This window comes from Candidatus Pelagibacter sp., assembly GCF_965262185.1.
GTDB lineage: Bacteria > Pseudomonadota > Alphaproteobacteria > Pelagibacterales > Pelagibacteraceae > Pelagibacter.
In genome coordinates this window covers 301,796-324,623 of sequence record NZ_OZ253498.1, presented here as the reverse complement: position 1 = coordinate 324,623, position 22,828 = coordinate 301,796, and the positions used below count along the sequence as shown (strand labels likewise).

Annotated in this window: 24 protein-coding genes; 20 read left to right on the top strand and 4 right to left on the bottom strand. The window is 30.4% G+C overall.

The window, feature by feature from the left end; translation table 11 throughout:
* The first annotated feature begins 314 nt into the window (after positions 1-314).
* Genes ACQY31_RS01865 through ACQY31_RS01845 form a run of 5 tightly spaced genes read left to right on the top strand, consistent with a single transcriptional unit; the run spans position 315 to position 4,393 of the window.
* The gene (locus ACQY31_RS01865; RefSeq protein ID WP_428080325.1) at positions 315-1,157 is read left to right on the top strand and encodes a HalD/BesD family halogenase; all 843 of its coding nucleotides are present in this window, start codon (positions 315-317) and stop codon (positions 1,155-1,157) included.
* A 1-nt stretch (position 1,158) separates the two neighbouring features.
* On the top strand, positions 1,159-2,055 hold the full coding sequence (locus ACQY31_RS01860) for an NAD(P)-dependent oxidoreductase (protein WP_428080324.1): 897 nt from the start codon (positions 1,159-1,161) through the stop codon (positions 2,053-2,055).
* A complete protein-coding gene (locus ACQY31_RS01855) occupies positions 2,052-2,783 on the top strand; it encodes a class II aldolase/adducin family protein (RefSeq protein ID WP_428080323.1) in 732 nt (243 codons plus the stop codon). Before ACQY31_RS01860 ends, ACQY31_RS01855 begins: the two co-directional genes overlap by 4 nt.
* On the top strand, positions 2,783-3,997 hold the full coding sequence (locus tag ACQY31_RS01850; protein ID WP_428080322.1) for a Coenzyme F420 hydrogenase/dehydrogenase, beta subunit C-terminal domain: 1,215 nt from the start codon (positions 2,783-2,785) through the stop codon (positions 3,995-3,997). The genes ACQY31_RS01855 and ACQY31_RS01850 overlap by 1 nt, the downstream gene beginning before the upstream one ends.
* A 6-nt stretch (positions 3,998-4,003) precedes the next feature.
* Complete coding sequence (locus ACQY31_RS01845; protein WP_428080321.1) at positions 4,004-4,393, top strand: DUF2306 domain-containing protein; 390 nt, start codon at positions 4,004-4,006, stop codon at positions 4,391-4,393.
* A 37-nt stretch (positions 4,394-4,430) separates the two neighbouring features.
* On the opposite strand, the gene ACQY31_RS01840 is transcribed toward ACQY31_RS01845, so the two are convergent.
* A complete protein-coding gene (locus ACQY31_RS01840) occupies positions 4,431-5,369 on the bottom strand; it encodes a LysR family transcriptional regulator (RefSeq protein ID WP_428080320.1) in 939 nt (312 codons plus the stop codon).
* A 118-nt stretch (positions 5,370-5,487) separates the two neighbouring features.
* Between ACQY31_RS01840 and ACQY31_RS01835 the strand changes: the two genes are divergently transcribed.
* The 5 genes from ACQY31_RS01835 (at position 5,488) to ACQY31_RS01815 (ending at position 11,249) form a co-directional block, all read left to right on the top strand.
* Positions 5,488-6,483: a TRAP transporter substrate-binding protein gene (locus tag ACQY31_RS01835; RefSeq protein ID WP_428080319.1), complete on the top strand. Its 996-nt coding sequence runs from the start codon at positions 5,488-5,490 to the stop codon at positions 6,481-6,483.
* Between the two features lie 66 nt (positions 6,484-6,549).
* Positions 6,550-7,050, top strand: coding sequence for a TRAP transporter small permease (locus ACQY31_RS01830; RefSeq protein ID WP_428080318.1), 501 nt, complete (start codon positions 6,550-6,552; stop codon positions 7,048-7,050).
* Between the two features lie 33 nt (positions 7,051-7,083).
* Positions 7,084-8,373, top strand: a complete 1,290-nt coding sequence (locus tag ACQY31_RS01825; RefSeq protein ID WP_428080317.1) for a TRAP transporter large permease — start codon at positions 7,084-7,086, stop codon at positions 8,371-8,373.
* Positions 8,370-9,641: an NAD(P)/FAD-dependent oxidoreductase gene (locus tag ACQY31_RS01820; protein WP_428080316.1), complete on the top strand. Its 1,272-nt coding sequence runs from the start codon at positions 8,370-8,372 to the stop codon at positions 9,639-9,641. The genes ACQY31_RS01825 and ACQY31_RS01820 overlap by 4 nt, the downstream gene beginning before the upstream one ends.
* 12 nt (positions 9,642-9,653) lie before the next feature.
* The gene (locus ACQY31_RS01815; protein ID WP_428080315.1) at positions 9,654-11,249 is read left to right on the top strand and encodes an N-acyl-D-amino-acid deacylase family protein; all 1,596 of its coding nucleotides are present in this window, start codon (positions 9,654-9,656) and stop codon (positions 11,247-11,249) included.
* On the opposite strand, the gene ACQY31_RS01810 is transcribed toward ACQY31_RS01815, so the two are convergent.
* Positions 11,246-12,220, bottom strand: coding sequence for a dihydrodipicolinate synthase family protein (locus ACQY31_RS01810; protein ID WP_428080314.1), 975 nt, complete (start codon positions 12,218-12,220; stop codon positions 11,246-11,248). The two genes, ACQY31_RS01815 and ACQY31_RS01810, sit on opposite strands and share 4 nt — an antisense overlap.
* Positions 12,221-12,337: 117 nt before the next feature.
* On the opposite strand from ACQY31_RS01810, the gene ACQY31_RS01805 reads away from it, so the two are divergent.
* Positions 12,338-12,790 carry an Lrp/AsnC family transcriptional regulator gene (locus tag ACQY31_RS01805; protein ID WP_428080313.1) on the top strand — a complete coding sequence of 151 codons (453 nt, stop codon included), beginning with the start codon at positions 12,338-12,340 and terminating at the stop codon, positions 12,788-12,790.
* A gap of 141 nt (positions 12,791-12,931) precedes the next feature.
* On the opposite strand, the gene ACQY31_RS01800 is transcribed toward ACQY31_RS01805, so the two are convergent.
* Positions 12,932-13,477, bottom strand: a complete 546-nt coding sequence (locus ACQY31_RS01800) for a GNAT family N-acetyltransferase (RefSeq protein ID WP_428080312.1) — start codon at positions 13,475-13,477, stop codon at positions 12,932-12,934.
* Between the two features lie 30 nt (positions 13,478-13,507).
* Between ACQY31_RS01800 and ACQY31_RS01795 the strand changes: the two genes are divergently transcribed.
* From ACQY31_RS01795 to ACQY31_RS01760, 8 genes are all read left to right on the top strand, one after another.
* Positions 13,508-13,933 carry an ion channel gene (locus ACQY31_RS01795; RefSeq protein WP_428080311.1) on the top strand — a complete coding sequence of 142 codons (426 nt, stop codon included), beginning with the start codon at positions 13,508-13,510 and terminating at the stop codon, positions 13,931-13,933.
* A gap of 260 nt (positions 13,934-14,193) precedes the next feature.
* Positions 14,194-14,799, top strand: coding sequence for a MarC family protein (locus ACQY31_RS01790; protein WP_428080310.1), 606 nt, complete (start codon positions 14,194-14,196; stop codon positions 14,797-14,799).
* A gap of 252 nt (positions 14,800-15,051) precedes the next feature.
* The gene (locus tag ACQY31_RS01785; RefSeq protein WP_428080309.1) at positions 15,052-15,393 is read left to right on the top strand and encodes a bacteriophage holin; all 342 of its coding nucleotides are present in this window, start codon (positions 15,052-15,054) and stop codon (positions 15,391-15,393) included.
* Between the two features lie 94 nt (positions 15,394-15,487).
* The gene (locus ACQY31_RS01780; RefSeq protein WP_428080308.1) at positions 15,488-15,703 is read left to right on the top strand and encodes a DUF2061 domain-containing protein; all 216 of its coding nucleotides are present in this window, start codon (positions 15,488-15,490) and stop codon (positions 15,701-15,703) included.
* A 145-nt stretch (positions 15,704-15,848) separates the two neighbouring features.
* Complete coding sequence (clpB, locus tag ACQY31_RS01775; protein ID WP_428080307.1) at positions 15,849-18,434, top strand: ATP-dependent chaperone ClpB; 2,586 nt, start codon at positions 15,849-15,851, stop codon at positions 18,432-18,434.
* A 53-nt stretch (positions 18,435-18,487) separates the two neighbouring features.
* Positions 18,488-18,952, top strand: coding sequence for a hypothetical protein (locus ACQY31_RS01770; protein ID WP_428080306.1), 465 nt, complete (start codon positions 18,488-18,490; stop codon positions 18,950-18,952).
* Between the two features lie 117 nt (positions 18,953-19,069).
* On the top strand, positions 19,070-19,645 hold the full coding sequence (locus ACQY31_RS01765) for a YeeE/YedE thiosulfate transporter family protein (protein WP_428080305.1): 576 nt from the start codon (positions 19,070-19,072) through the stop codon (positions 19,643-19,645).
* Positions 19,642-20,208 (top strand): DUF6691 family protein, encoded by a 567-nt coding sequence (locus ACQY31_RS01760; RefSeq protein ID WP_428080304.1) that lies wholly within the window; start codon positions 19,642-19,644, stop codon positions 20,206-20,208. Before ACQY31_RS01765 ends, ACQY31_RS01760 begins: the two co-directional genes overlap by 4 nt.
* Before the next feature lie 234 nt (positions 20,209-20,442).
* Here ACQY31_RS01760 and ACQY31_RS01755 read toward each other — a convergent pair whose 3' ends face one another.
* A complete protein-coding gene (locus ACQY31_RS01755; protein ID WP_428080303.1) occupies positions 20,443-21,294 on the bottom strand; it encodes an MBL fold metallo-hydrolase in 852 nt (283 codons plus the stop codon).
* A gap of 150 nt (positions 21,295-21,444) precedes the next feature.
* Here ACQY31_RS01755 and ACQY31_RS01750 point away from each other — a divergent pair, with 150 nt between their 5' ends.
* Positions 21,445-22,794 carry an NAD(P)-binding domain-containing protein gene (locus tag ACQY31_RS01750; RefSeq protein WP_428080302.1) on the top strand — a complete coding sequence of 450 codons (1,350 nt, stop codon included), beginning with the start codon at positions 21,445-21,447 and terminating at the stop codon, positions 22,792-22,794.
* The last annotated feature ends 34 nt before the right edge of the window (positions 22,795-22,828 follow it).

Here is a 22,828-nt window from a genome sequence, read left to right as displayed (position 1 = left end):
AACTTTCAAATTTTGAGATCAGTCTGGTACCTCTATTGCTCCAATAGTGCTCCAATGACATTGGTCCAACTAGCTAAGATTTAAGGAAAACATCTTTACCTAAAGTCAAAAATAGAATACGGTTTTGTTATGAATCTTAATCTTTTTACTCACTGTCATAGACTGGCTAGAGTTGGCTTGAGTTCAAAGTTATCATCTAATTTATTTAATTTATTACTTCAAAAAGTAGACTGTAAAAACCATATAAATTCTTCAACGCCCACGAAATTATAATCACTTCTTTTTTAAAAATTAATTTTAATTAAAGGAGAATTATGAAAATAAAAAACATTGTTAACTTAAAAGATTACCCAATTGATCAAACAGGATCAAAAGAGTATCAAGATTTAATTACTAAAAATAGAGAGCTACTTGATAAAGACGGATGTTGTGTGCTTCCAAACTTCGTAGTTAGCGAGTCTTTGAAAAGAATGAAGGAAGAAGTTGAAAGAAATCTTCCAAAAACGCATTGGACTAAAGATCATCATAATCCTTATTTTTCAAAAGATGATGAAAATTTATCTAAAGATCATCCAAAAAGAGTTTTTTCTTTTAGAGAAAGTGGATACATCAATTCAGATGATTTAGAGGAACAGTCTGATTTAAATAAAATTTACGAGTCTGAAGAAATGTTAAAATTTATTTCAGATAGTTTAGGAGTTTTTCCTCTTTATAGATGGTCAGATCCTTTAGGTAAAAATCCATACAGTATCATGCATAAAGATCACTACTTTCCTTGGCACTTTGATGGAAATGAATTTACTTTAAGTATTTTAGTTCAAAAAGCAGAAAAGGGTGGACTGTTTGAATACTCACCGGATTTAAGAAGTGTCGAAAATGAAAACTTTGATGAAGTAACTAAAGTTCTTCGTGGCTCTAGAGATAAAGTTAAATCATTAGATCTGCAACCAGGGGATCTTCAAATATTTAAAGGAAGATTTTCTATGCATAGAGTAACAAAAATAGAAGGAAATACTTCTCGTTACATTGCATTACCAACATACGTAAAAGATAATTATAGAGTAAATAAACCAGAACACTCTAAACAAGTTTACGGTAAAGCACTTCCAATTCATTATGAACGAAATAATGTTGAAGTAGACGGGTTAATGGATTGATATGAAAATAGGTTTTATTGGTTTAGGAAATATGGGTTTGCCAATGGCATTAAATCTACATAAATCTAAAAAAATAGATTTATTAGGTTTTGATGTAAGTCCTAAATCTTTAAAACAATTTAAATCCAAAAAAGGAAAAGCAACAAGCTCGTTAGATGAATTAATCAAGTTTTCTGATGTAATTATCTCTTGTGTTCCTGGACCAAAACAAATTAAAGCATTATCAATTGGTAAAGGTAAAATCATTGATCAATTAGGTCAAAATAAAATTTGGATTGATTGTTCTACTAATTCTTTAACTTGCTTTAATCTTTTAAAACAAAAGTTAAGTAAAAAAATAAATCAATTTGTTGATGCAACGATATCAGGTGGAAATTTAAAGGCTCAATCAGGTGATTTATCAATATTTATTGGTGGTAATAAAAAGACAGTTAATAAGCTTAAGTATGTCTTTAATATATTAGGTAAAAACATCTATTATCTAAATAAACCAGGTGCTGGTTATGCTGCTAAAATTGCACAAGTTAGCCTTTGTTATTTAAACTATTTGTCACTCTCAGAGTCGTTGATGCTTGGAGTAAAGTCAGGGATTAAACCAAAAACAATGCTAGAGATTATCGATAAAAGTGCAAGTGGTGGTTATACATCAACAAGATACGGACCTAACATGATTAATGGTGATTATGATCCATCATTCTTTTTAGGTTTATCAATGAAAGATTTAAATCTTGCTAATGAAATTATTAAACTTCAAAAATTAAAACTACCAATAATGAACTTAACTTCAAAAATTTATAACAAAGCGATTAAAAAATACGGACCAAATTCCAATCACTTAAAAGTGATTAAACTTTTAGAACAAAATAATAAATTAACTTTTTCAAAGGAGGGACGATGAAAAACAATATAAGCGATGCAGATTGGAAAGTAAGAGTAGATCTTGCTGCCATGTTTAGATTAACAAACATGATGGGTTGGGATGATACGGTTTGGAACCATATCACTGCAAGAGCACCTGGAACGGATCATACTTTTTTTATGCATGAGATGGGTTTGTTGTATGAAGAAGTGAAAGCATCAAACTTAATTAAAGTAGATGAACATGGTAAAGTTTTAGAAGGACCTGAAAAAGCCAATACCGCAGGTTTTATTATTCATAGTGCTATTCATCTAAATCATCCTGATGCAAAATTTGTCTTTCATGCACATCCTCCATCAGCTTTAGCTGCAACGGCATTGAAAGATGGTATCCCTCATTTAGTACAAGATAGTTCAATGCTTTATGGAAAAGTTGGTTACCATGAGTGGGAAGGGCTATCGATTAATAAAGATGAGAGAGTTAGAATTGCTGAAAACATGGGAGATAATAAGGTTTTGATTATGAAAAACCACGGTCTTCTTACTGTTGGTGCAACAGCAGGGGAAGCTTTTATGAATATGTATTATGCAATTAGAATGTGTGAGGTTGCAGTACAGGCAACGGGATCTGGTTTACCTCTTGAAAGAGCAACAGAAGAAATGTGGAAATTATCTCAAAAGCAATATGATTTATTTTCTCCAGGATTAAACGAGTGGCCAGCGTTACTTAGAAGATGTGATGCAAAAGACCCATCATATAAAGAGTGATGACAAAAATTAATTCTTTAGACGATATTGTAAAGAACGGTCTTTGTATTGGCTGCGGTCTTTGTAAAAGTATTGCAGGCAACTCAATTGAGATGGAGATGAGCGATAAAGGTAATTTAGAACCTAAAGAATTAACACCAATCACTAATGAAACCTTAGAGAAAATTAAAAAAGTTTGTCCTGGAGTTATTGCTGAAGGACCTGAAGATCATAAAGAAAATGAAGGATCTAATAAAGATTTGGTTTGGGGAAATTATTTTGATTTATATTACTCTTGGTCCACTGATCCAAAGATCAGATTTCAAAGTTCCACAGGAGGTTTGTTAAATGGTATGTCTTTATATTTACTAGAACAAAAGAAAGTTGATTTTATAATGCATACAGCAGGGGACAAAGATAACCCTATGCGAAACATTGTAAAATATAGTTATAATAAAGAGGACTTAATTAACTGCGAAAGTAGATCAAGATACGGTCCATCTTCACCTTTAAGCGAATTTCACAAAGCCTTAGATAAAAAACAAACCTTCGCTTTTGTTGGAAAACCTTGTGATGCAGGAGCTATTAGATTACTTGCTAAATCAGATGAAAGAGTGGATCAGTATTGTAAATATATCTTCACTCTTGTTTGTGGGGGCTTTCAAGAACTTACAAAATCACAAGAATTTATTGATAGCTTTAATGTTAAAGAAGAAGAGTTAGAAGAATTTAGATATAGAGGATTTGGTAACCCTGGAAGAATGTATATCAAAACAAAAGATAAAAGAGAGTTTGATAAAGATTATAATTCTTTTTGGGGTGATGAAAGTAATTGGAAAGTTCCCTTTAGATGTAAAATTTGCCCAGATGCAATAGGAGAAAGTTCAGATATTGCAGCTCTAGATACTTGGAGAGGGGGTTCACCTAAAGGAGAAGATGAAGGTTTTAATGCTGCAGTTATGCGAACTAAAAAAGGAATTAAAGTTTTTAATGAAGCAGTTGAAAGTGGATATCTTGTTAGAGGAGATAAATTAACTATTGAAGACATTAAAGATTTTCAACCTCATCAAACAAGTAAAAAACAAGCTGTTTATGCAAGACATTTAGGCATGAAAAATAAAAATGTACCAACAATTAAAACTAAAAATCTTAGAATAGAAGAATTGTATAATTTAAATGACGATGAGTTTAACAAACAACAAGAACAAGGTGTTTCAAAGAGATTAGGAAATTAAGAAGACATGAATTTGTTGTTCGATCAAACACATCCTATACCACTTCACGCTATTATGGCAATGATTGCTATAATTTTAGGTGGCATACAACTTTCTATGAAAAAAGGTGGAGCAATTCATAAATTGTTAGGTCGTATATGGGTAGGCTTAATGCTGATTGTAGCGATAACTTCTTTTTTTATACATGGAATAAGATTATGGGGTGCATATAGCCCTATACATTTATTGAGTTTGTGGACAATTTTTATACTGGGTGTTGGTGTTTATTATGCACGTGTAGGAAATATTAAACGTCATAAACAAGTAATGATCACTTTATATTTTTTTGCTTTAATCCTTACAGGCTTTTTTACACTTATGCCTGGACGTGTCATGCATCAAATTTTGATAGGCTGACAATTCTATCGCCATATACGCTCAATGATATTAATATTTAAATTTTAAACAGTACTCCTTCATTATCTATTTCCGTCAACATATTCTCTATTGCATTTTCTAAATAATTAAGAAATGATTTAGCAATTTGTGACATAGGTTGATGCGATGGTGTTAGTATTCCAAATGAATAAGGAATTGAACTTGATAATCTTCGAAAAATTATTTTTGAGGTATCTAGATTAAATTTACTAATTAGCCAGAAACTAATTGGAGAAATAACACTATAGGTATCTGCATTATCTACAATATTAACACAACTAGTTCCTGCGTTTTGAAATTGATAGTGTGGGTTAAAGATTGCTTTATTTTTTTCAAAAATTTTAATTAAATTTTTTGTTATGAAGTGATTTGGTTGAAAGCTTGCACATTTTTTTTTTGATAAATCTTTAGGTGTAATTATTTTTTTTTTAGATAATGGGTCACCTGAAAATAAAACACATATACACTCATAATGATATTCTTTTTGATTTACTAATGCGTTTTTATTTTGCAATTCTGCAATTCCTATATCAAATGTTTGAGTAGATATTTCTTGATAAACTGCTGATGATTGTCTGGAACTAACAAAAAAATTTGAATTTGGAGATTTTTTTTTAAATTTACTTATTGTACTTGGTATGAGAATTTCAGCCAAAAGAGGCATGCTAGCAATTTTTATTGGTTCAGATCCTGTTTCATTTTTTTTTATTAACGATTGATCTAAAACTCGCATTTGTTGAAGTATACTTTTGCTTTCCTCTTTTAAATAATAAGCTTCTGGAACAGGATGTAGACGACGTTTTTTTCTTATAAATAAATTGTATCCTATGTGTTTTTCTAAATTTGATAGTGCGGCGCTTATAGATGATTGTGTTCTTTTAAGATTTTTGGCGGCTTGGCTAATGGTTCCTGAGACCATGATTTCATTAAATACTTTTAAGTGCCATAAATTCATACAAACTACATAAAATTAATATATCGATAAAATCGATCAATATATCATTTTTAATCGTTTGACTAGTTAATTAAATATTTCTAGTCTCGAAGAATAAATAACAAAAAAGAGGGGAAAAATGATTAAATTTAAGAAAATTCTAGTGGGGTTAATTGCTTCATTAGTAATAACAATTACTCATGTATCTGCTGCCAATGTTACAATGAACCTTGGTTTCTCAACGCCTGAAGATCATGACTATGGTCGTATGGCTAAGAAATTTAAAGAACTAGCAGAAAAATATTCTGATGGAACAGTTAATGTAAAATTAAGATGTTGTTCTCAGATATCTACAGAGGATGAAGCATTCAAAGCGATGCAATTAGGAACTGTTGATGCTTACTTTATTACACAGAATAACATTTCACCTAACTGGGGACTAATGGATGTTTTTGTATTACCATATATATTTCAAGATCGTGCGCATATAGAAAGAGTTCTTAATGGACCGGTTGGGAAAAAAGTTAGTGAACAACTTTTTGCTGACACGGGCGTTCACTTACTTACTTTTGGTGGAGTGTTTTTCAGAGACATGTATAGCGTGGAAAAACCGATCAACTCAATTTCAGACTTTAGTGGTTTAAAATTTCGTGTTCCAAAAAACAAAGTTATGATTGCAACATTGAAAGCTTTTGGGGCAGAACCAATTCCATTAGCATGGTCTGAAACTCCAACAGCTCTACAAACCGGTACTATTGATGCATCAGATAATGGTATTGGAACAATTAAATCTATGAAATTTTATGAGTTTGCAAAGAATTTAGTTATTCTTGAGTATTTCTCTGGAACTTCACCACTATTAGCAAGTGATAGATTTATGCAAAAGTTAAATGACTCTCAACGAGCTGCAGTTCAAAAAGCAGCTGATGAGGCAGGAGCTTATATGTATGAGTTTATGAAAGATGACTTAGAATCTTTAAGAACGTGGCTTACAACTGAAGGTGGGATGACAAGAACAGATCCAGATCGTGCACCATTTATTAAGGCAGCACAAAAAATCCAAGATCAGTTCTCAAAGGATGCCTCGCCTGAGTTTAAAGCTTTGCTTAAGGAAATAAGAGCAGCAGCAAATTAAACCCTCTCCTAATTATAACACACCGTTAATTTATTAACGGTGTGTTATGTTTAATTAAAAAAATTTATGAACATTAAAAAAGTATTAAATTTTCTTGAAAGTAAGTTTGAGGAAATATTTGCTTGCGTAGCATTAGTTATCATTTCACTTTGTGTAATTTCACAAGTAATAAGTAGATATGTTTTTAACTTTGGAATTACTTGGACTGAAGAACTAGCTGGGTTTGCAATGCCATGGGCAATTTACATGGGTGCAGCATTAGGTGTTAGAGAACGATTTCATATAAGAATTTTAGTAGGAGTACGTTCCTTACCCATGTTTGCTCAATATATTATTATTTTCCTTGGGGATTTGATTTGGTTAGCCTTTAATATTTTTATGATTAAATACGGCATAGATTACCTGGAGCTTTTGTGGGAAAGACCAACTATATCACCTTCGATGTCGATTAGCCGTTTTTGGCCTGAAACAATAATTGTTATTGCTTATGCACTGATGTTGTTTCGTCTTGTTCAGATATATGTGAAATGGTTTCGCGAAGGTCGCAAAGGACTACCTGGATGTTAAAAACTCTTTATTTACTAATACTTTAAAAAAATTATGAGCGATCTTAGTTTAATTGTCATAACATTTGTTGTCCTTGTAATTGGGGGTGTTCCATTATTTGTTGGTGTTGGAATTACTACTATTTTAGCATTATTTTTAATTGATATTCCTTACACATTAATTTCTCAAATTAGTTTTACATCTCTACAACCTTTTCCATTGTTAACTATACCATTATTTGTTTTGTCTGGACGTTTAATGGAAACAGGTGGCATGGCTGATCGTCTTATTGATGTAGCTAGAAAAATGGTTGGAAGCTATAGAGGTAGTACAGGCATGATGACAGTGTTAGCTTGTATGCTATTTTCTGCTTTATCTGGATCAGGTCCTGCAACAACAGCTGCGATTGGAAGTATTACAATTCCAGTAATGAAGAGAGAGGGGTATTCAAGTAAATTTGCAGGTGCAGTTGCTGCTGCGGGAGGTGCTTTAGGTAGCATGATTCCTCCAAGCAATTTATTAATTATATATGGTTTGATTGCTGAGCAATCAATCCCTAGACTTTTTCTTGCTGGTTTTGTTCCAGGATTTTTTATAACAGCTTTACTTGTGGTTACAGCGTATTTGATAGCTCGTAAAAATGGTTATGGAGAAATAGGAAAACCTTTTTCATGGAGACCATTTATTAATTCTGTCAAAGAAGGAAAGTGGTCCATAGGTGCTCCTATTTTAATTTTAGGTGGTATTTACAGTGGAGCATTCACGCCAACAGAGGCAGCAAGTGTTGCAGTTTTTTATGCACTGTTTGTTGGTGTATTTATTTATAAGGGTCTCACAATCAAAAAAATTTATGAAGCTTTACGTTTCACAGCTTTAATGTCAGGGCTTTTAATTATTATTGCGCCTTCTTATGCTTTTGGTCAATTGTCTGCTTTTTATGATATTGGAACAGCAACTCAAGAATTGATCACTAGTTATACATCTAATGTATTTTTAGTTTTATTGTTAATTGGACTAATTTATATTTTTGTTGGGACTTTCATGGAGTCTCTTGCTCAATTAGTTTTATTTACTCCAGTGTTTCTTCCCGTTGTAACCGCAATGGGAGTGGACCCTGTTTTATTTGGAATATTTTCGGTTATGACATGTGAGATTGGATTTTTAACACCTCCTTTAGGCGGGAATTTAAATATCTCCTCGAAGATTGCAAAAATAACGATCGAAGAAGTTGCTGTTGCAGTAATACCATTTATTTTTGCTTATATAGCAGGTTTGTTATTTTTAATTTTCTTTCCTGAAGCAACTTTATTTTTGCCTGATCTCATTTATGGGGTTTCAAAATGAGAAAGGTAAATAAAAATCTAAATTCAAAAAAGAAAGTTACTGTTATTGGAGGAGGGATAATCGGTCTAGCCACTGCCTGTCGATTAGTTCAAGATAGTTTTGATGTTACATTAATTGATGAAAATAAATCTAACAAACGTGCATCGATTGCAACCGCAGGAATTATTGGTGGTTCAAGTGTTATTCCATGGGCCAATGATCATTTATGGAAAAAAATTCCTTCAATGCTATTAAGTGAGAATGGTCCTTTAAATGTATCATATCCACTTCCAGCAGATTTTCTGTCTTTTATTTATAAAAGCCATAAATCAGGATCAAATTTGGAAATTAACAAAAGCTCAAAAGGTTTGGCTGCTTTAGGGTTAAAAGGATGGACTGAGTGGCAATCATTACTAAAGCCTTTCATTAAATTAAAAAAATTTTTCTCTCAAAATGGATGTTTATTATATTACGGTGATAAGAATGAATATTTAAATGAAATTAAGAACAACAATTTAAGACGTAGGCATGGTATGAATATTAAAAATCTCACAACAAAAGAATTATTACTAAAAATACCGAAAACTAACGATAAAAATCCTCTAGCAACTTTAATTTTAAAAGCTGGACATTTAACCGATCCATCAAAATTTCAGGATAGTTTAATTAATGAACTTAAAAGAAAAGGTGTTAAAAAAATATCTGCAAGTGCAAGAAGCTTTGAAATGAAGGACAATAAAATTAGCAATATAATTACAACCAAAGGAAAAATTAAGTGCGATTATGCGATAATTTGTTCAGGCACAGGAGGAAAAGATTTAGCAAAAGAATTAGGAAGTGAAATATCAATGATACCCGCTTGGGGTACATCGATTATATTCAAAGAACCTAAAATAAAAATTAATCAACCAATTTTAATTGAAAAGAAAGGCTTTGCTATAGTTCCTAATGGTAATGATCTTCGTGTTGCTGGTTTAGTCCAAGTTGGAGGTAAAGACAATATTCGAAATTTAAAATTTGAAAATATTCTATTAAATCAAATGATAAAAATTTTTGGTAGATTTAAATATAAAGGAATAAGTTACGCTACAGGTGCTCGTCCATTAACTCCAGATTCTTTACCCATAATAGGACAATCGCCAAATTATAAAAATGTTTTTTTTAATTTTGGTCACGGACACTGGGGCATGACACACGCACCAGTTTGTGCAAACATAGTTTCAAATTTAATTGGCAACAGAAAAAATAAAATTAATATTAAACCATATGACGCTTCGCGATTTCATTAATATGAATTATTTATGTTAGATGTAATTTTAAAAAATGGACAGATTTTTGATGGCAGTGGAAAAGATCCAGTTATTGGAAATATTGGAATTAAAGATGGTATCATTGTAGAAATTGGAAAAGAGGATCTTAAAGATGCTATTGAAGTAATCGATGTTAGTGGTCTTGCTATCTCTCCTGGCTTTGTGGATATGCATACCCATTCAGATTTTACTTTGATGGTGAATGGACGTGCTGAAAGTCAAGTTCATCAAGGGGTTACAACCGAAGTAGTTGGTCAGTGTGGTATCAGCTGCGCTCCTGCTAATAATGATTTAGATATAAGACAAATGGCTATAGGTTATTGCGATAACTCTCATGAATTAGGATGGAAAACTTTTGGGGAATATCTTTCAGCACTTGAGTCAAATAAGCTTGGTGTGAATGTAGCTGCATTTGTAGGTCATGGCGCGGTACATAATAAAGTACTTGGAAACGAACTTCGTGCACCAAATAATGATGAAGTTATCAAAATGTCTGAAATAATTTCAGATTCACTAGATCAAGGTGCTGCAGGTTTTTCATCTGGTTTAGAGTATTGGCCTGGAAATTTAGCAACTTCTCAAAATTTAGTATCTATGTGTAAGAAAGTTTCAGAAAAAAATAAAATTTATGCAACTCATGTTCGTAATAGAGATGATCATTATGACTTAGGATTTACCGAAGCATTAACAACTGCAAGGCAATCAGGTGTGAGACTGCAAATATCTCATATTCAGCCTAAATACGGAGCTCCAAAATATGCAGTAGAGCATACACTTAAGATGATAGATTCTTTTAGGAAACTAGGAGTTGATGTTGCTTTTGATATAATTCCTCATACTTGGAATCACACCAGAGTTCTTTCAATATTACCTCAATGGGCACAAGAAGGTGGAACTACTTCTGTAATTAAGCGCCTAAAAAATTCTGAAGAGAGAAAAAAAATTAGAGCAAATCCACAACCAATGTGGCTTTTAGTTCGAGATAATAAATGGGACGACATAGTTTTAATTCATTCAAATAAAAATCCTGACCTTATAGGAATTACTTTCAGTGAAATTGGAAATTTAAGAAATCAAGACCCGTATGATGCAGCATTTGATTTGTTAATAGAAGAAGGTGAAGATATGGGAAATTTACTATGGAGCTCAAAAGCATTTAGGGAAGAAGATATAATTATGTGCTTACAACAACCTGAATGTGCAGTGATTTCAGATACAACAGCACTTGCACCTTATGGTGTTCTCAAAAATAATATTGGATCTATAAGTGGTTATGGATGGGCAGCTCGTTTTTTTCAAAATTATGTAAACGAAAAAAAAGTTTTAACATTAACAGAGGCCATTAGGAGAATAACATCACTACCTGCTGAAAGATTAGGCCTTATTAAGCGTGGTAAATTAAAAAAATCATATTATGCAGATATTTGTATATTTGACTCTCAAAAAATTAAAAACAACAGTGATTTAAAAAACTTAAAAGCTTACCCTTCAGGTATTGAACATGTATTAGTCAATGGAATTTTTAGCGTAAAAAATGGAAAAAGAACTGAATTAGATGGAGGAAATGTTCTTCGTGAATTTTATTAGTTATTCAAAGATTTTGTTAAATTATGTTTAGCTAATAATAAAAACATATCATTGAGAAATTCACCAGGTATATTTCTATCAAAACATGTTTTGCAGCTAAGATTATCTTTATTAATCAAGACATGAGCAAAAGCTTTATTTACATTAGAAAAAGGGTTTCCAAAATCTAGTTTTTGACCTTCTGAGAATGAAATTCTAATTATATCGCTTAGTTCTTGAGACATCTTTTCTGCATCTTTAAAATTACACTGTTCAACATTATTACAAATTTCTCTTAAAATTTTACCAAAACAATTTGCTGAGCTTAATAAAAATCCATCATATTTTCCGTTTGGTTGTAAATGATTAAAATAATTTTCCTCTGCTCCTCTTAAAAATATTAAATCATTAAAATTAATTCCAGAATTAACAACATCGTCTTTTCCACTAGTGTCTTTGAATAATTGAATTCTATCTTGAAAATTATCTTTTAATATTTTTAATGTTTCAGGCTCAATATTACATTTTACTACTTGAGGCAGTTGATAGATAGAAATCGGCAAATAAGTATTTTCAATAATACGTTTAAAATGTGAAAAAATTTCTTCTTGTTTGATGTTTTCGTCAACAGGAGCACATAAAGTTAATCCAAAAAATCCTGCAGAGGTTCCATTTTTAATTATATATTCTTCTATGATATCTGTTCGTCTTAGAACATCTTCTGTTGTTTTTCCAAATGCTCCAAATAAAACTTTGTTATCTTTTTTAATTAAAGAATTATCATTTAATATATCTAACCAATTCATTATTAATTCATCAGTTAAATTCCATCCATCTCCTGTAGTTCCACAAACCAAGAATTGTTTTACATATGGGTCTAACCAATTGATGTGTTTTTGAATAAGCTTTTCATCTAGCTCTAAATTTTTTGTGTTTTGATATTGAGAAATAATTGGAACCCAAAGTGGATCAAATGATTTAGATTTATTCATATAATTATTAATTACATGAAATAAAAAATAAATTTTCTCTATTATTACTAATTTATAGTTGAGTATTAGTAAATTTTATAAGATATTTAATAAATATTAATAAAATTTATTAAAAATATGGATGAAGTTGATAAAAAGATTGTAAAAATACTTAAAAATAACAGCAAAACTACTCTTCAAAATATAAGTGAGAAAATAAATTTAAGTATTGCTCCTACTGCAAGAAGAATAAATCAATTAGAAGAAAACAATATAATTAAAAATTATTCAGTAAATATTGATGAAACCTCACTTGGTTACAAATTTCCTGCATTTATATTTATTAGTCTAGAAAAACAACAATCAAAAAATTTTGATAAATTTGAGAAAAAAATTTTAAATTTTCCTGAAGTTGTTGAGTGTTGGTTAATGACAGGAGCTAAGGATTACTTAATAAGAATTGCGGTTAAAGATGTCGAGGAATTTGAGGATTTTTTAACTAAAAAACTTACAGTAATAGAAGGAGTTTCTTCTGTTGAAACTTCTATACCTTTGAGAAGAGTAAAGTCGGAATACTCGCGTGTGGAATAAAATTTGAAAATTAATATTATAATACATTAAAATAATATTACAATTCAGTTGCAATCCACAATTTTATAAACATTTCCTGCTCCATATACGCGTCAATGACATTGGTTCTTGACTAAGATTCTTTAATTTGATTCAATATTATTACCAAAGTTTTTTATTTCTAAATGGTCTTACACAATTCGGTTTTGATTTAAATTTATTTATCTTTTTTGATGAGATTTTATTGATTAACCAACCAATAGGTTGAGATAATTTGTATGGAGCGGGGACAATAGATACTTTAGTTTTTTTAAATCCAACTTTTGAATAATAACTTGGATCACCATAAGTCATTAAAATATCAACTTTATGCCGTTTGAGATATTTTATTCCAAATTTGATTATTTTTTTACCAACACCTTTTTTTTGAATTTTATTATCAACGGCAACCGGTGCTAGTAAATAAACTAAATAATCTTCTTTAAAAGATAGTTTTGTTAAAAAGATATAAGCACCAATTTTATTGTTAATTTTTCCTTCAATTCCAATAATATTTCTTTCATCAATTAATTTTGCTAACTTGAAAGATAAAGCACCTACAACATTCCCTTCTTTTTTGCCTCCTGATCTTGAAAATACTTTTCTAAAAAAATTCTGAATTGATTTTGCTTTATTAGTTTTCGTTAAAAAGAATTTTAGGTTTTTCATATTCTGTTTACTGGTATGATTTGATATTCTATGTATATTACAGAAATGATTTGGCCAATAATTTTTACAGTAATTTTAGTAGCTTTAAGTATAAAGATTCATGGTTTAACGCTTAATTATCTTAGTCAAAACACATCTAAAAAGTTTATTTATAAAGATTTTGTAAAAATTTCTGGATTTTTAATAGGATCTCACTTAGTCCAAATTATCTTGTTTGCATTTTACTATTATATAGCCTACCAAACTAATGCTGACCAAAATCTTTTTGGTGGAAATTTATCAGGTAGCTTTTTAGACTTTTTTTATTATTCAATAAATTGTTATACCACACTAGGAACAGGAGATATTTTTGCCAATGGATCAATGCGAATTGCAACGGGTTTAGAGGCATTAATTGGGCTTGTTCTTATTGCATGGACTGCAACATTCAAGCTAAGTTATTTATTTAAAAAATAATCATTTAAAACTTCAGAATAATTATTAAAGAAAGACTGTTATTACAATATTGTTAATAAGTATGTATTAACCAACTTAAAAGTTTAGATAAATCAAAATTTTATTTATTGAAAAAAATCAATGTTGATTTTATTTCGTAATGTTACGGTGTATTGATTACGGTAATTAGGTTTTCATTTTATGGTTAATGAAATAATTACTGACACAGTGACTATTTCTTGCACCATATACCACTCAATGATAATAGCCTGAAATAGTTTATGACGGAAATATTTATACAGTATTTAATTCTTTATTTTGTAGTTATAGATCCAATAGGAACTGTTCCATTGTTTATAGTGGTTACCAAAGGTTTAAAAAATAATGACAAAATAAGAGTTGCATTTGAAGGAGTGATTATAGCAACTTTAGTTTTATTATTCTTTGCGATATTTGGCAGTTATCTTCTGAAATACCTTGGAATATCTTTCAATGCTTTCACGATCGCTGGAGGAATAATTTTGTTCATAATATCTCTTCAAATGTTATTTGATATTCGAACTGAAAGAAGAAAAAAATCTATTAATGAAAAAAGGGAGAGTATAAGTATTTTCCCTATTGCCATACCATTGTTAGCTGGACCTGCTGCAATTACATCTGTAATTTTAGCAGTAAGTAGTGCTGGAGAAAATTATTCATCGTTTATAATTAACTTAATTTCTCTAACTGTTGTCATGATAATTTGTCTTCTAGTATTTAGAATATTTATTAGTTTCCAGAAGTATATAAATGAAAAAATTATTAATATATTCTCTAGAGTTATTGGGATAATTTTAGCTGCATTATCAATTCAATATATCTTAGACGGTATAAAGAGTTTTTTTTAATTTATTTAATTCTTACTCCATTTACTCAACAACGAAATTAAATAAAAAATACTAAATTTTTTATAAAAATGATGAATTTTGATTTGTATCAATGCGTTAGTTATTTATTTATGATTTACTGAACTTAATTAAGAGGAAACTCTTAATTATGTAAGTAAAGGTCGAAAGGCATATACTTACTAGGCATGAATTCCTACAAAGTAGCGCTAGTATAGTAGGAAGGATTGTTAGGCGGCAACGTTTAGCAAATAAATGTCTAAACTTTCGTACATGCACTTAATGCATGCATTTGGAGTGCATGGTACGGAGGTTATTAAAAAAAGGAGAGCAATAATGATATCAATTAAATCGTTAGGACTTACAACAGGAATTTTAGGTGCATGTGGTATGTTTTTTTTATCGTGGTGGTTAATTTTAACTGGTAATGCAGATGGTCCAGTCACTCTTTTTGAGAGAGTATATATAGGTTATAGTTATACCCCAATGGGAAGCATAATAGGTGCTGTATGGGGCTTTATAGATTGGGGGATTGCCGGAATGATTTTTGCTTGGCTGTATAATAAAATAAATAACAATTCATTCAGTACTAGATAAAAAAACTTTTAGGATAATGCTCTAAGTTTAAACACGCACCGTTTTTTGATTTAAATCAAAAAAAATTTACTCTCAAATAATACAATTGAATAATATGAAAAGTGTAGAAAAAAAAAGGCATTTAGCTAAAACAGTAACTTGGCGAATATTAGCTACTAGTGACACATTTTTAATCGCATGGTTGATTACAGGTGAAATCAATTGGGCTGGAGCCATAGCTAGCGTGGAGGTTATTACTAAGATGATTTTATATTATTTACACGAACGTGCCTGGTATAAATTCAGTACTCTTGGTGTTATCAATAAATAAAATAAAAAATTTTAGTTCATGTTTATTTATTTGATAAGTTTTTGAATTTGTATTTTTGATTAAAGATAAACTAGATAGTTATGTATGTATTCTATTTTGAATTTCAAGATCTTGAAATTAGTTTAGCTTTACATATATGATAAGTATGGAACTAAATAAATTTACAAATAAATCAAAAGAGATCATTAACTCTGCACAAGTTTTGGCAATGATGAATAATCATCAAGTGCTTAAAACTATTCATCTTTTAAAGCCCCTTACAGAAGAAGATGATTTTAGAAATCATTTAACCAATGCGGGAGTGGACTACACCAAACTTCAAAATTCAATTCAAGATGAGCTTAATAAACTTCCAAAAGTAACAGCTGATAATGAGCAAATCAGTGCTGCAAAAGATTTTATTATAGCAGTTGAAAATGCAAAATTAATTTCAAAAGAAAAAAAAGATGAGTTTGTTGGTTTAGATAGCTTATTTGAATCAATCATAAAATCAGATGAGCATTTGAAACTATTGAAAAACTCAGGTTTTGATTTTTCTAAATATAAAAAAATTATTAAAGAAAGTAGAAATGGATCTAATATTAATGATGCAAACGGTGAAGGTCAGCAGAATGTACTTAAAAAGTACACAATTGATGTTACTCAAAAAGCATTAGATGGAAAATTGGATCCAGTAATTGGAAGAGAAGAAGAAATCAGAAGAACTATACAAGTTTTATCAAGACGAACTAAGAATAACCCAGTTTTAATAGGAGAGCCTGGCGTTGGAAAAACTGCAATTATTGAAGGATTAGCACAACGAATTGCAAAAGATGATGTCCCCGAAAGCTTAAAAAATAAGAAATTATTATCTTTAGATTTGTCTGGCATGGTTGCAGGCTCAAAGTTTAGAGGTGAATTTGAAGAAAGACTTAAAAATGTTTTAAAAGAAATCGATAAGCAGGATGGTAAAGTGATCTTGTTTATTGATGAATTGCATACTTTAGTTGGAGCAGGAGCGGTGGATGGATCGATGGATGCATCTAATATGTTAAAACCCGCCTTAGCTAGAGGAGAATTACATTGTGTTGGGGCTACAACACTTGCTGAATATAGAAAATATATTGAAAAAGATGCAGCTTTAACAAGAAGATTTCAACCGGTTCAAGTAGCTGAACCAACTGTTGAAGATACCATTTCTATTTTAAGAGGACTGAAAGAAAAGTATGAACTGCATCACGGTGTACATATCACTGATAATGCAATTGTATCTGCCGCGGTGTTGTCGAACAGATATATCTCAGACAGATTTTTACCGGATAAAGCAATTGATTTAATTGATGAAGCATCCAGTAGATTAAAAATGCAAATTGATAGCAAACCTGAAAATATTGATGCGATTGATCGAAAAATCATTCAGTTAAAAATTGAACGAGAAGCTTTAAAGAAAGAAACGGACAATCAATCAAAAGAACGATTAGATTTAATTGAAAAAAATATAGAAGATTTAGAAGCTCAATCTAAAGCTCAATCCAAAGATTGGATGAAAGAGAAAAATGATATGCAAAATATCAAAAAGATCAAAGAAGAGATTGATAAATCTAAACAGCAATTAGATAATTATCAAAGATCAGGAGAACTCAATAAAGCAAGTGAGTTGATGTATGGTAAAATTCCAGAACTTGAAGAAAAATTAAAAACATTAACTAAAGAAGCTGAAAAAATTAAAAGCATTAATAAAGATGTTAATGAAAGTGATATTGCTCAAATCATATCGAAATGGACTGGTATTCCACTTAATAAATTGGTGGGTAGTGAAAAAGATAAACTAATTAACTTACAAAGTATTTTATCTAAAAAAGTTATCGGTCAATTGGAGGCAATTGGAAGTGTATCAAATGCAATTAAGAGATCAAAAGCAGGCATTCAAGATCCTAATAGACCACTTGGATCATTTTTATTCTTAGGTCCAACAGGAGTTGGTAAAACTGAATTATCAAAAACCTTAGCTGACTTTTTATTTGATAATCAAAAGGCATTACTTCGAATTGATATGTCTGAGTATATGGAAAAACACTCAGTTAGTCGTTTAATTGGTTCTCCTCCAGGCTATGTCGGTTATGATCAAGGAGGATTATTAACTGAAGCAGTTAGACGAAAACCTTATCAAGTAATATTATTTGATGAAGTTGAAAAAGCACACTCTGATGTCTTTAATGTGTTGTTACAAGTTTTAGATGATGGCCGTTTAACTGATGGACAAGGTAGAACGGTTGATTTTAAAAATACTATTATCATTTTAACTAGTAATTTAGGTAGTCATTTTATCTCGAATAATAAAAGTAAAGAAATTACTAAAGAGGTTAAAGGCCAAGTGATGGAAATGGTTAAAAACCACTTTAAACCAGAGTTTTTAAACCGATTAGATGATATTATTGTCTTTGATCGATTGAATAATGAACAAGTTGAGAAAATTACTTCATTACAGATTAATCAATTAAGAAAAGTATTATTAGAGCAAAAAATTGAGCTTGAAGTAAGTGATAGTGCGATACACTGGATTGCTCAAAGTGGTTTTGATCCAATTTATGGCGCAAGACCAATTAAAAGAGCAATTCAAAAAGAAATCTCAAATCCAATTGCAAACTTTATCTTAGAAAATAATAATGAAGAGCTAAATAAAGTCTTTGTTGATTATAAAGATAATAAGCTAATAGTTTCAAAAGGAATTGATAATCAAAGAGCTGCTTAATGTTAGTTAATTTTGTCACAAATAAAATTAATTTTTATTTGTTAAATAGAATTATGAAAAAATTATTTATCACTTTATTATTTGTTTTATCATCAACATTTTCATTTGCTGATGATGATCATAAGCATAGTATGGTTGAAGCTAATGCTCCTTATCCAACTTTAGATGTGGAGCTTATTAAAGATGCTAAAGACGGATATAATCTAATCATTCAAACCACTAATTTTAAATTTGCTCCTGAAAATGTAAATTTAATAAATAATGGCAATGAAGGGCATGCTCATATTTATATTAATGGTGCAAAATATCGTCAGTATTCACCATACTTTCATCTTTCAAATAACTTATTAAAAAAAGGTGAAAATGAAATTAAAGTTACTTTAAACTCAAATGACCATAGTCATCTTATGGCAAATGGAATGCCTTTAACTTTTGAAATAGAGTTAATGGCAGATGGTAAATACAAAATGAAAAAAGGTCATAAACATAAAAAAGCTCATAAGCACAAAGAGCATTAAAGGCCAAAAAAACTTTATAAAAAAATTAAAAATATATTTTCTAAAATTTTAAAAAAAGTGATAAATTTGATTTAAGTCAAAGAATTTCTTATTTAACCTAATAAACACCAACCAGTTATGGAAAAATTAAATTGGTTAAAATCGGGTATTTTTTTAGGAAGCGTTTTCTTTCTTGCTGTTCTTTTAGTCAAACCAATAGGTGTTTCAACTCAATTTGTTATCTTGGACGCAATCATTGGTGATACGATAAATACGGAGTTAATTACTGAGACCAATGATGGCAAAATCCAAAGTACAAATTCTTATTTAAATAAGTCCGGGGCTAAGTATGCTAAATCAGCTAACCAACCCTTAAATTATGGTTTTATTTTTGTTATAGCTCTTGCAATTGGAGCTTTTATTTCCTCTCGTTTAAGAAACGGAGTAGACCAAAGTGAAAAACTCTCTCCCAAGGTTTGGAACGACAAATTCGGAAATTTCTCAAACAAAAGGTTTTTAGTTACTTTTGTTTCTGGATTTGTCGTTCTTTTTGGTGCCCGTTTAGCAGGAGGGTGCACTTCTGGACATATGATGAGTGGATTAATGCAAACATCTATATCTGCATATTTATTCACACTTGGAATATTTTTAGCAGCAATACCTACTGCATTAATTGTGTATTCTAAATCTACAAACAGAAAGAGATCTAAATGAATATTTTTTTAGCACTATTGATTGGTGGACTTTTTGGGTTTGCCTTAGATAGAGTAAGAGCTTCTAACCCAAATTATATTGTTTCAATGCTTAAATTAGAAAATCTTTATTTGATGAAAGCAATTTTATTTGCAATTGGATTTGCAAGTACATTGATGTTTCTAGGTCAAATGTTAGGTCTTGTTGAGGTTGGACATATGTCTGTCAAAGCATCATACTTCGGTGTTGTCTTAGGCGGAATTATATTAGGAATTGGATGGGCTGTATCTGGGTATTGTCCTGGTACAGGTATTGCAGCCGCTGCTTCAGGCCGAATAGATGCGATAACTTTTATACTTGGTGGTCTCTTAGGTGCGTTTGCTTACATGTTGTTTTATGATTTATTAATTGACACTGCTATGATGAATTCTTTATGGGGAGGTAAAGTAACCTTGGGAACTGTTCCAGGTTCAAAATTTGAAGGGGTTTTTACCATAAGGGGAGATGTCTTGGGAATTGTTTTGGGATTTGTTTTTATGTTTGTCGCATATAAACTGCCTGAAAAATATAAAAAAAACAAGTAATCTCTAAATTTAATTAAAATCAATTATAGAGGCAGATCCTGTTACAGTACCCAAAGTGGTTTTGATTCCCGAAATAAAGTTATATCTTAGAGAATTAGAAATAATGATTAATACTGATGGGCCAGACACAATATGCAACAGAAAAGTAGCTAATAAAAAGGTATTAATGAATTCAATTTTTTAATTTGTGTATATTTAAATTAGAAAGATTTAAATTAATTATATAAATTGAATTTATATCTTATTGATTGGAATTTTTATATAATTTGTATTATTTTCTTTTTTTCCAAAATCCCCACAACGAATGTTTACTTGGATAGAAGGCAATAATAAATTAGGAACGGGTTTTCCTTTATTTTTACTATTTCTTAATGACACATATTCGCTTTCAGAAATTTCTTGATTAATCATGTTATTTTTTTGTTTTTGTTCTAAAACTGTTGAAACAGCTTCTGGTTTTTGACCTTCTGGTGGATAATCATGTCCTACATATATTTTAGTTTCATTTGGAAGTTGATAAATTTTTTGAATAGATTGATACAAAGTTTTGGAACTTCCTCCTGGAAAATCAGTTCTTGCAGTACCCATGTGAGGCATAAAAATAGTATCACCTACAAATATAGAGTCTTTAATTAAATAACTAACACAAGCAGGGGTGTGACCTGGGGTGTAAATTATTTTAACGTCAAGATTTCCAATATTAATTATTTCTTGATCTTTAAACAGATGATCAAATTGAGATCCATTTAATGGGGTGTCGCTTTCAGTGTTGAAAATAGGAACCCAAAATTTTATTACTTCTTTTATATTTTCACCAATACCAGTTTTTCCACCTATTTCCCTTTTTAAGTAATTAGCTGCCGTAATATGATCTGCGTGAGCATGAGTTTCTAGTAACCATTCAACAGTTAAATTATTATCATTGATGTATTCAATGATTTTATCTGCAAAAGTTGTTTTTGTTCTGCCAGTGTGAATATTGTAATCGAGCACAGGGTCTATAACTGCACATTTTTTTGTAGATGTATCACTTACAATGTAGGTGAATGTGAATGTGTCATTATGAAAAAAATATCTTATATTCATTTGTAATTTAATATAGCAATTTTTAAATTTCTTAACTCATACTTAAATACATTAATAAATGAAAAAAAATTGATCTAGATCAATTTTTTATAAACAGTTGTTTATATAATTTTTACATTTTCAAAATTAACTCAATTAAGAAGAATTTATATGACATCTAATCAAAAAAGAGTTGCAATTATAGGTGCAGGACCAAGTGGGCTTGCTCAACTAAGAGCTTTCGAGTCAGCTCAAAAAAAAGGTAAAAACATTCCAGAGATCGTTTGTTATGAACGACAAGCTGATTGGGGTGGTATATGGAATTATACATGGAGAACTGGAACGGATGATATGGGGGAACCAGTTCATTGTAGCATGTACCGTTATTTATGGTCAAACGGTCCCAAAGAATGTTTAGAGTTTGCTGACTATAGCTTTGATGAACATTTTGGAAAACCTATCGCTTCTTATCCTCCAAGAGAAGTAATTTTAGATTACATAAGAGGACGTTTGGCAAAATCAAATTTTAGAGAAAAGATAAAGTTTAGAACACCTGTTCGATGGGTTAGTTTTGACAAACAAAAGAACTTATTTTTAGTTACCGTTGAAGATTTGGTAAATAAAAAAACATATACTGAAGAATTTAATTATATAGTCAATGCCTGTGGTCATTTTCACACCCCGAATGTTCCAGAATTTGAAGGTTTAGCAACATTCGGTGGTCGAGTAATGCATGCCCATGATTTTAGAGATGCATTAGAATTTAAAGGAAAAGATATACTTATTGTTGGTACAAGTTATTCATCTGAAGATATTGCATCGCAATGTTACAAATACGGATGTAAATCAATTACTATTAGTTATCGAACTGCAGCGATGAATTACCATTGGCCAGAGAATTTTGAACAAGTTCCGTTGTTAGTGAAAGCCGAACAAGATAACACTGTCCATTTTAGTGATGGCACTCAAAAGAAGGTAGATGCAATAATATTATGCACAGGGTATCTGCATCATTTTCCATTTTTATCCAAGGATTTAAAATTGGAGACCACTAATAGATTGTGGCCACTTAATTTGTACAAAGGTATATTTTGGGAAGATAATCCAAAATTAATCTATCTTGGAATGCAGGATCAATTTTATACTTTTAATATGTTTGATGCCCAAGCATGGTACGCCAGAGATTTTATACTTGATAAAATAAATCTCCCATCAAAAAATGAAATGTCAAAACATAGCATGCAGTGGCGAGAGCGAGAAGAAAAACTCAAAAATGATGAAGAGAAAATTTGGTTTCAAGGGGATTATGTTAAAGAATTAATAGATGAGACTGATTATCCTTCATTTGATATTGAAGGAGTTAACAAAACTTTCATGGAATGGGAACATCATAAACACGAGGATATTATGGGATTTAGAAATAATAGTTATAAATCTTTGATAACTGGAAAAATGTCTCCTAAGCACCATACTCCTTGGATCGATGAATTAGACGATTCTAAGAAAGCTTATTTAAAATAAATTTTAGGAAGACAATTTAATAATTGTTATTGAT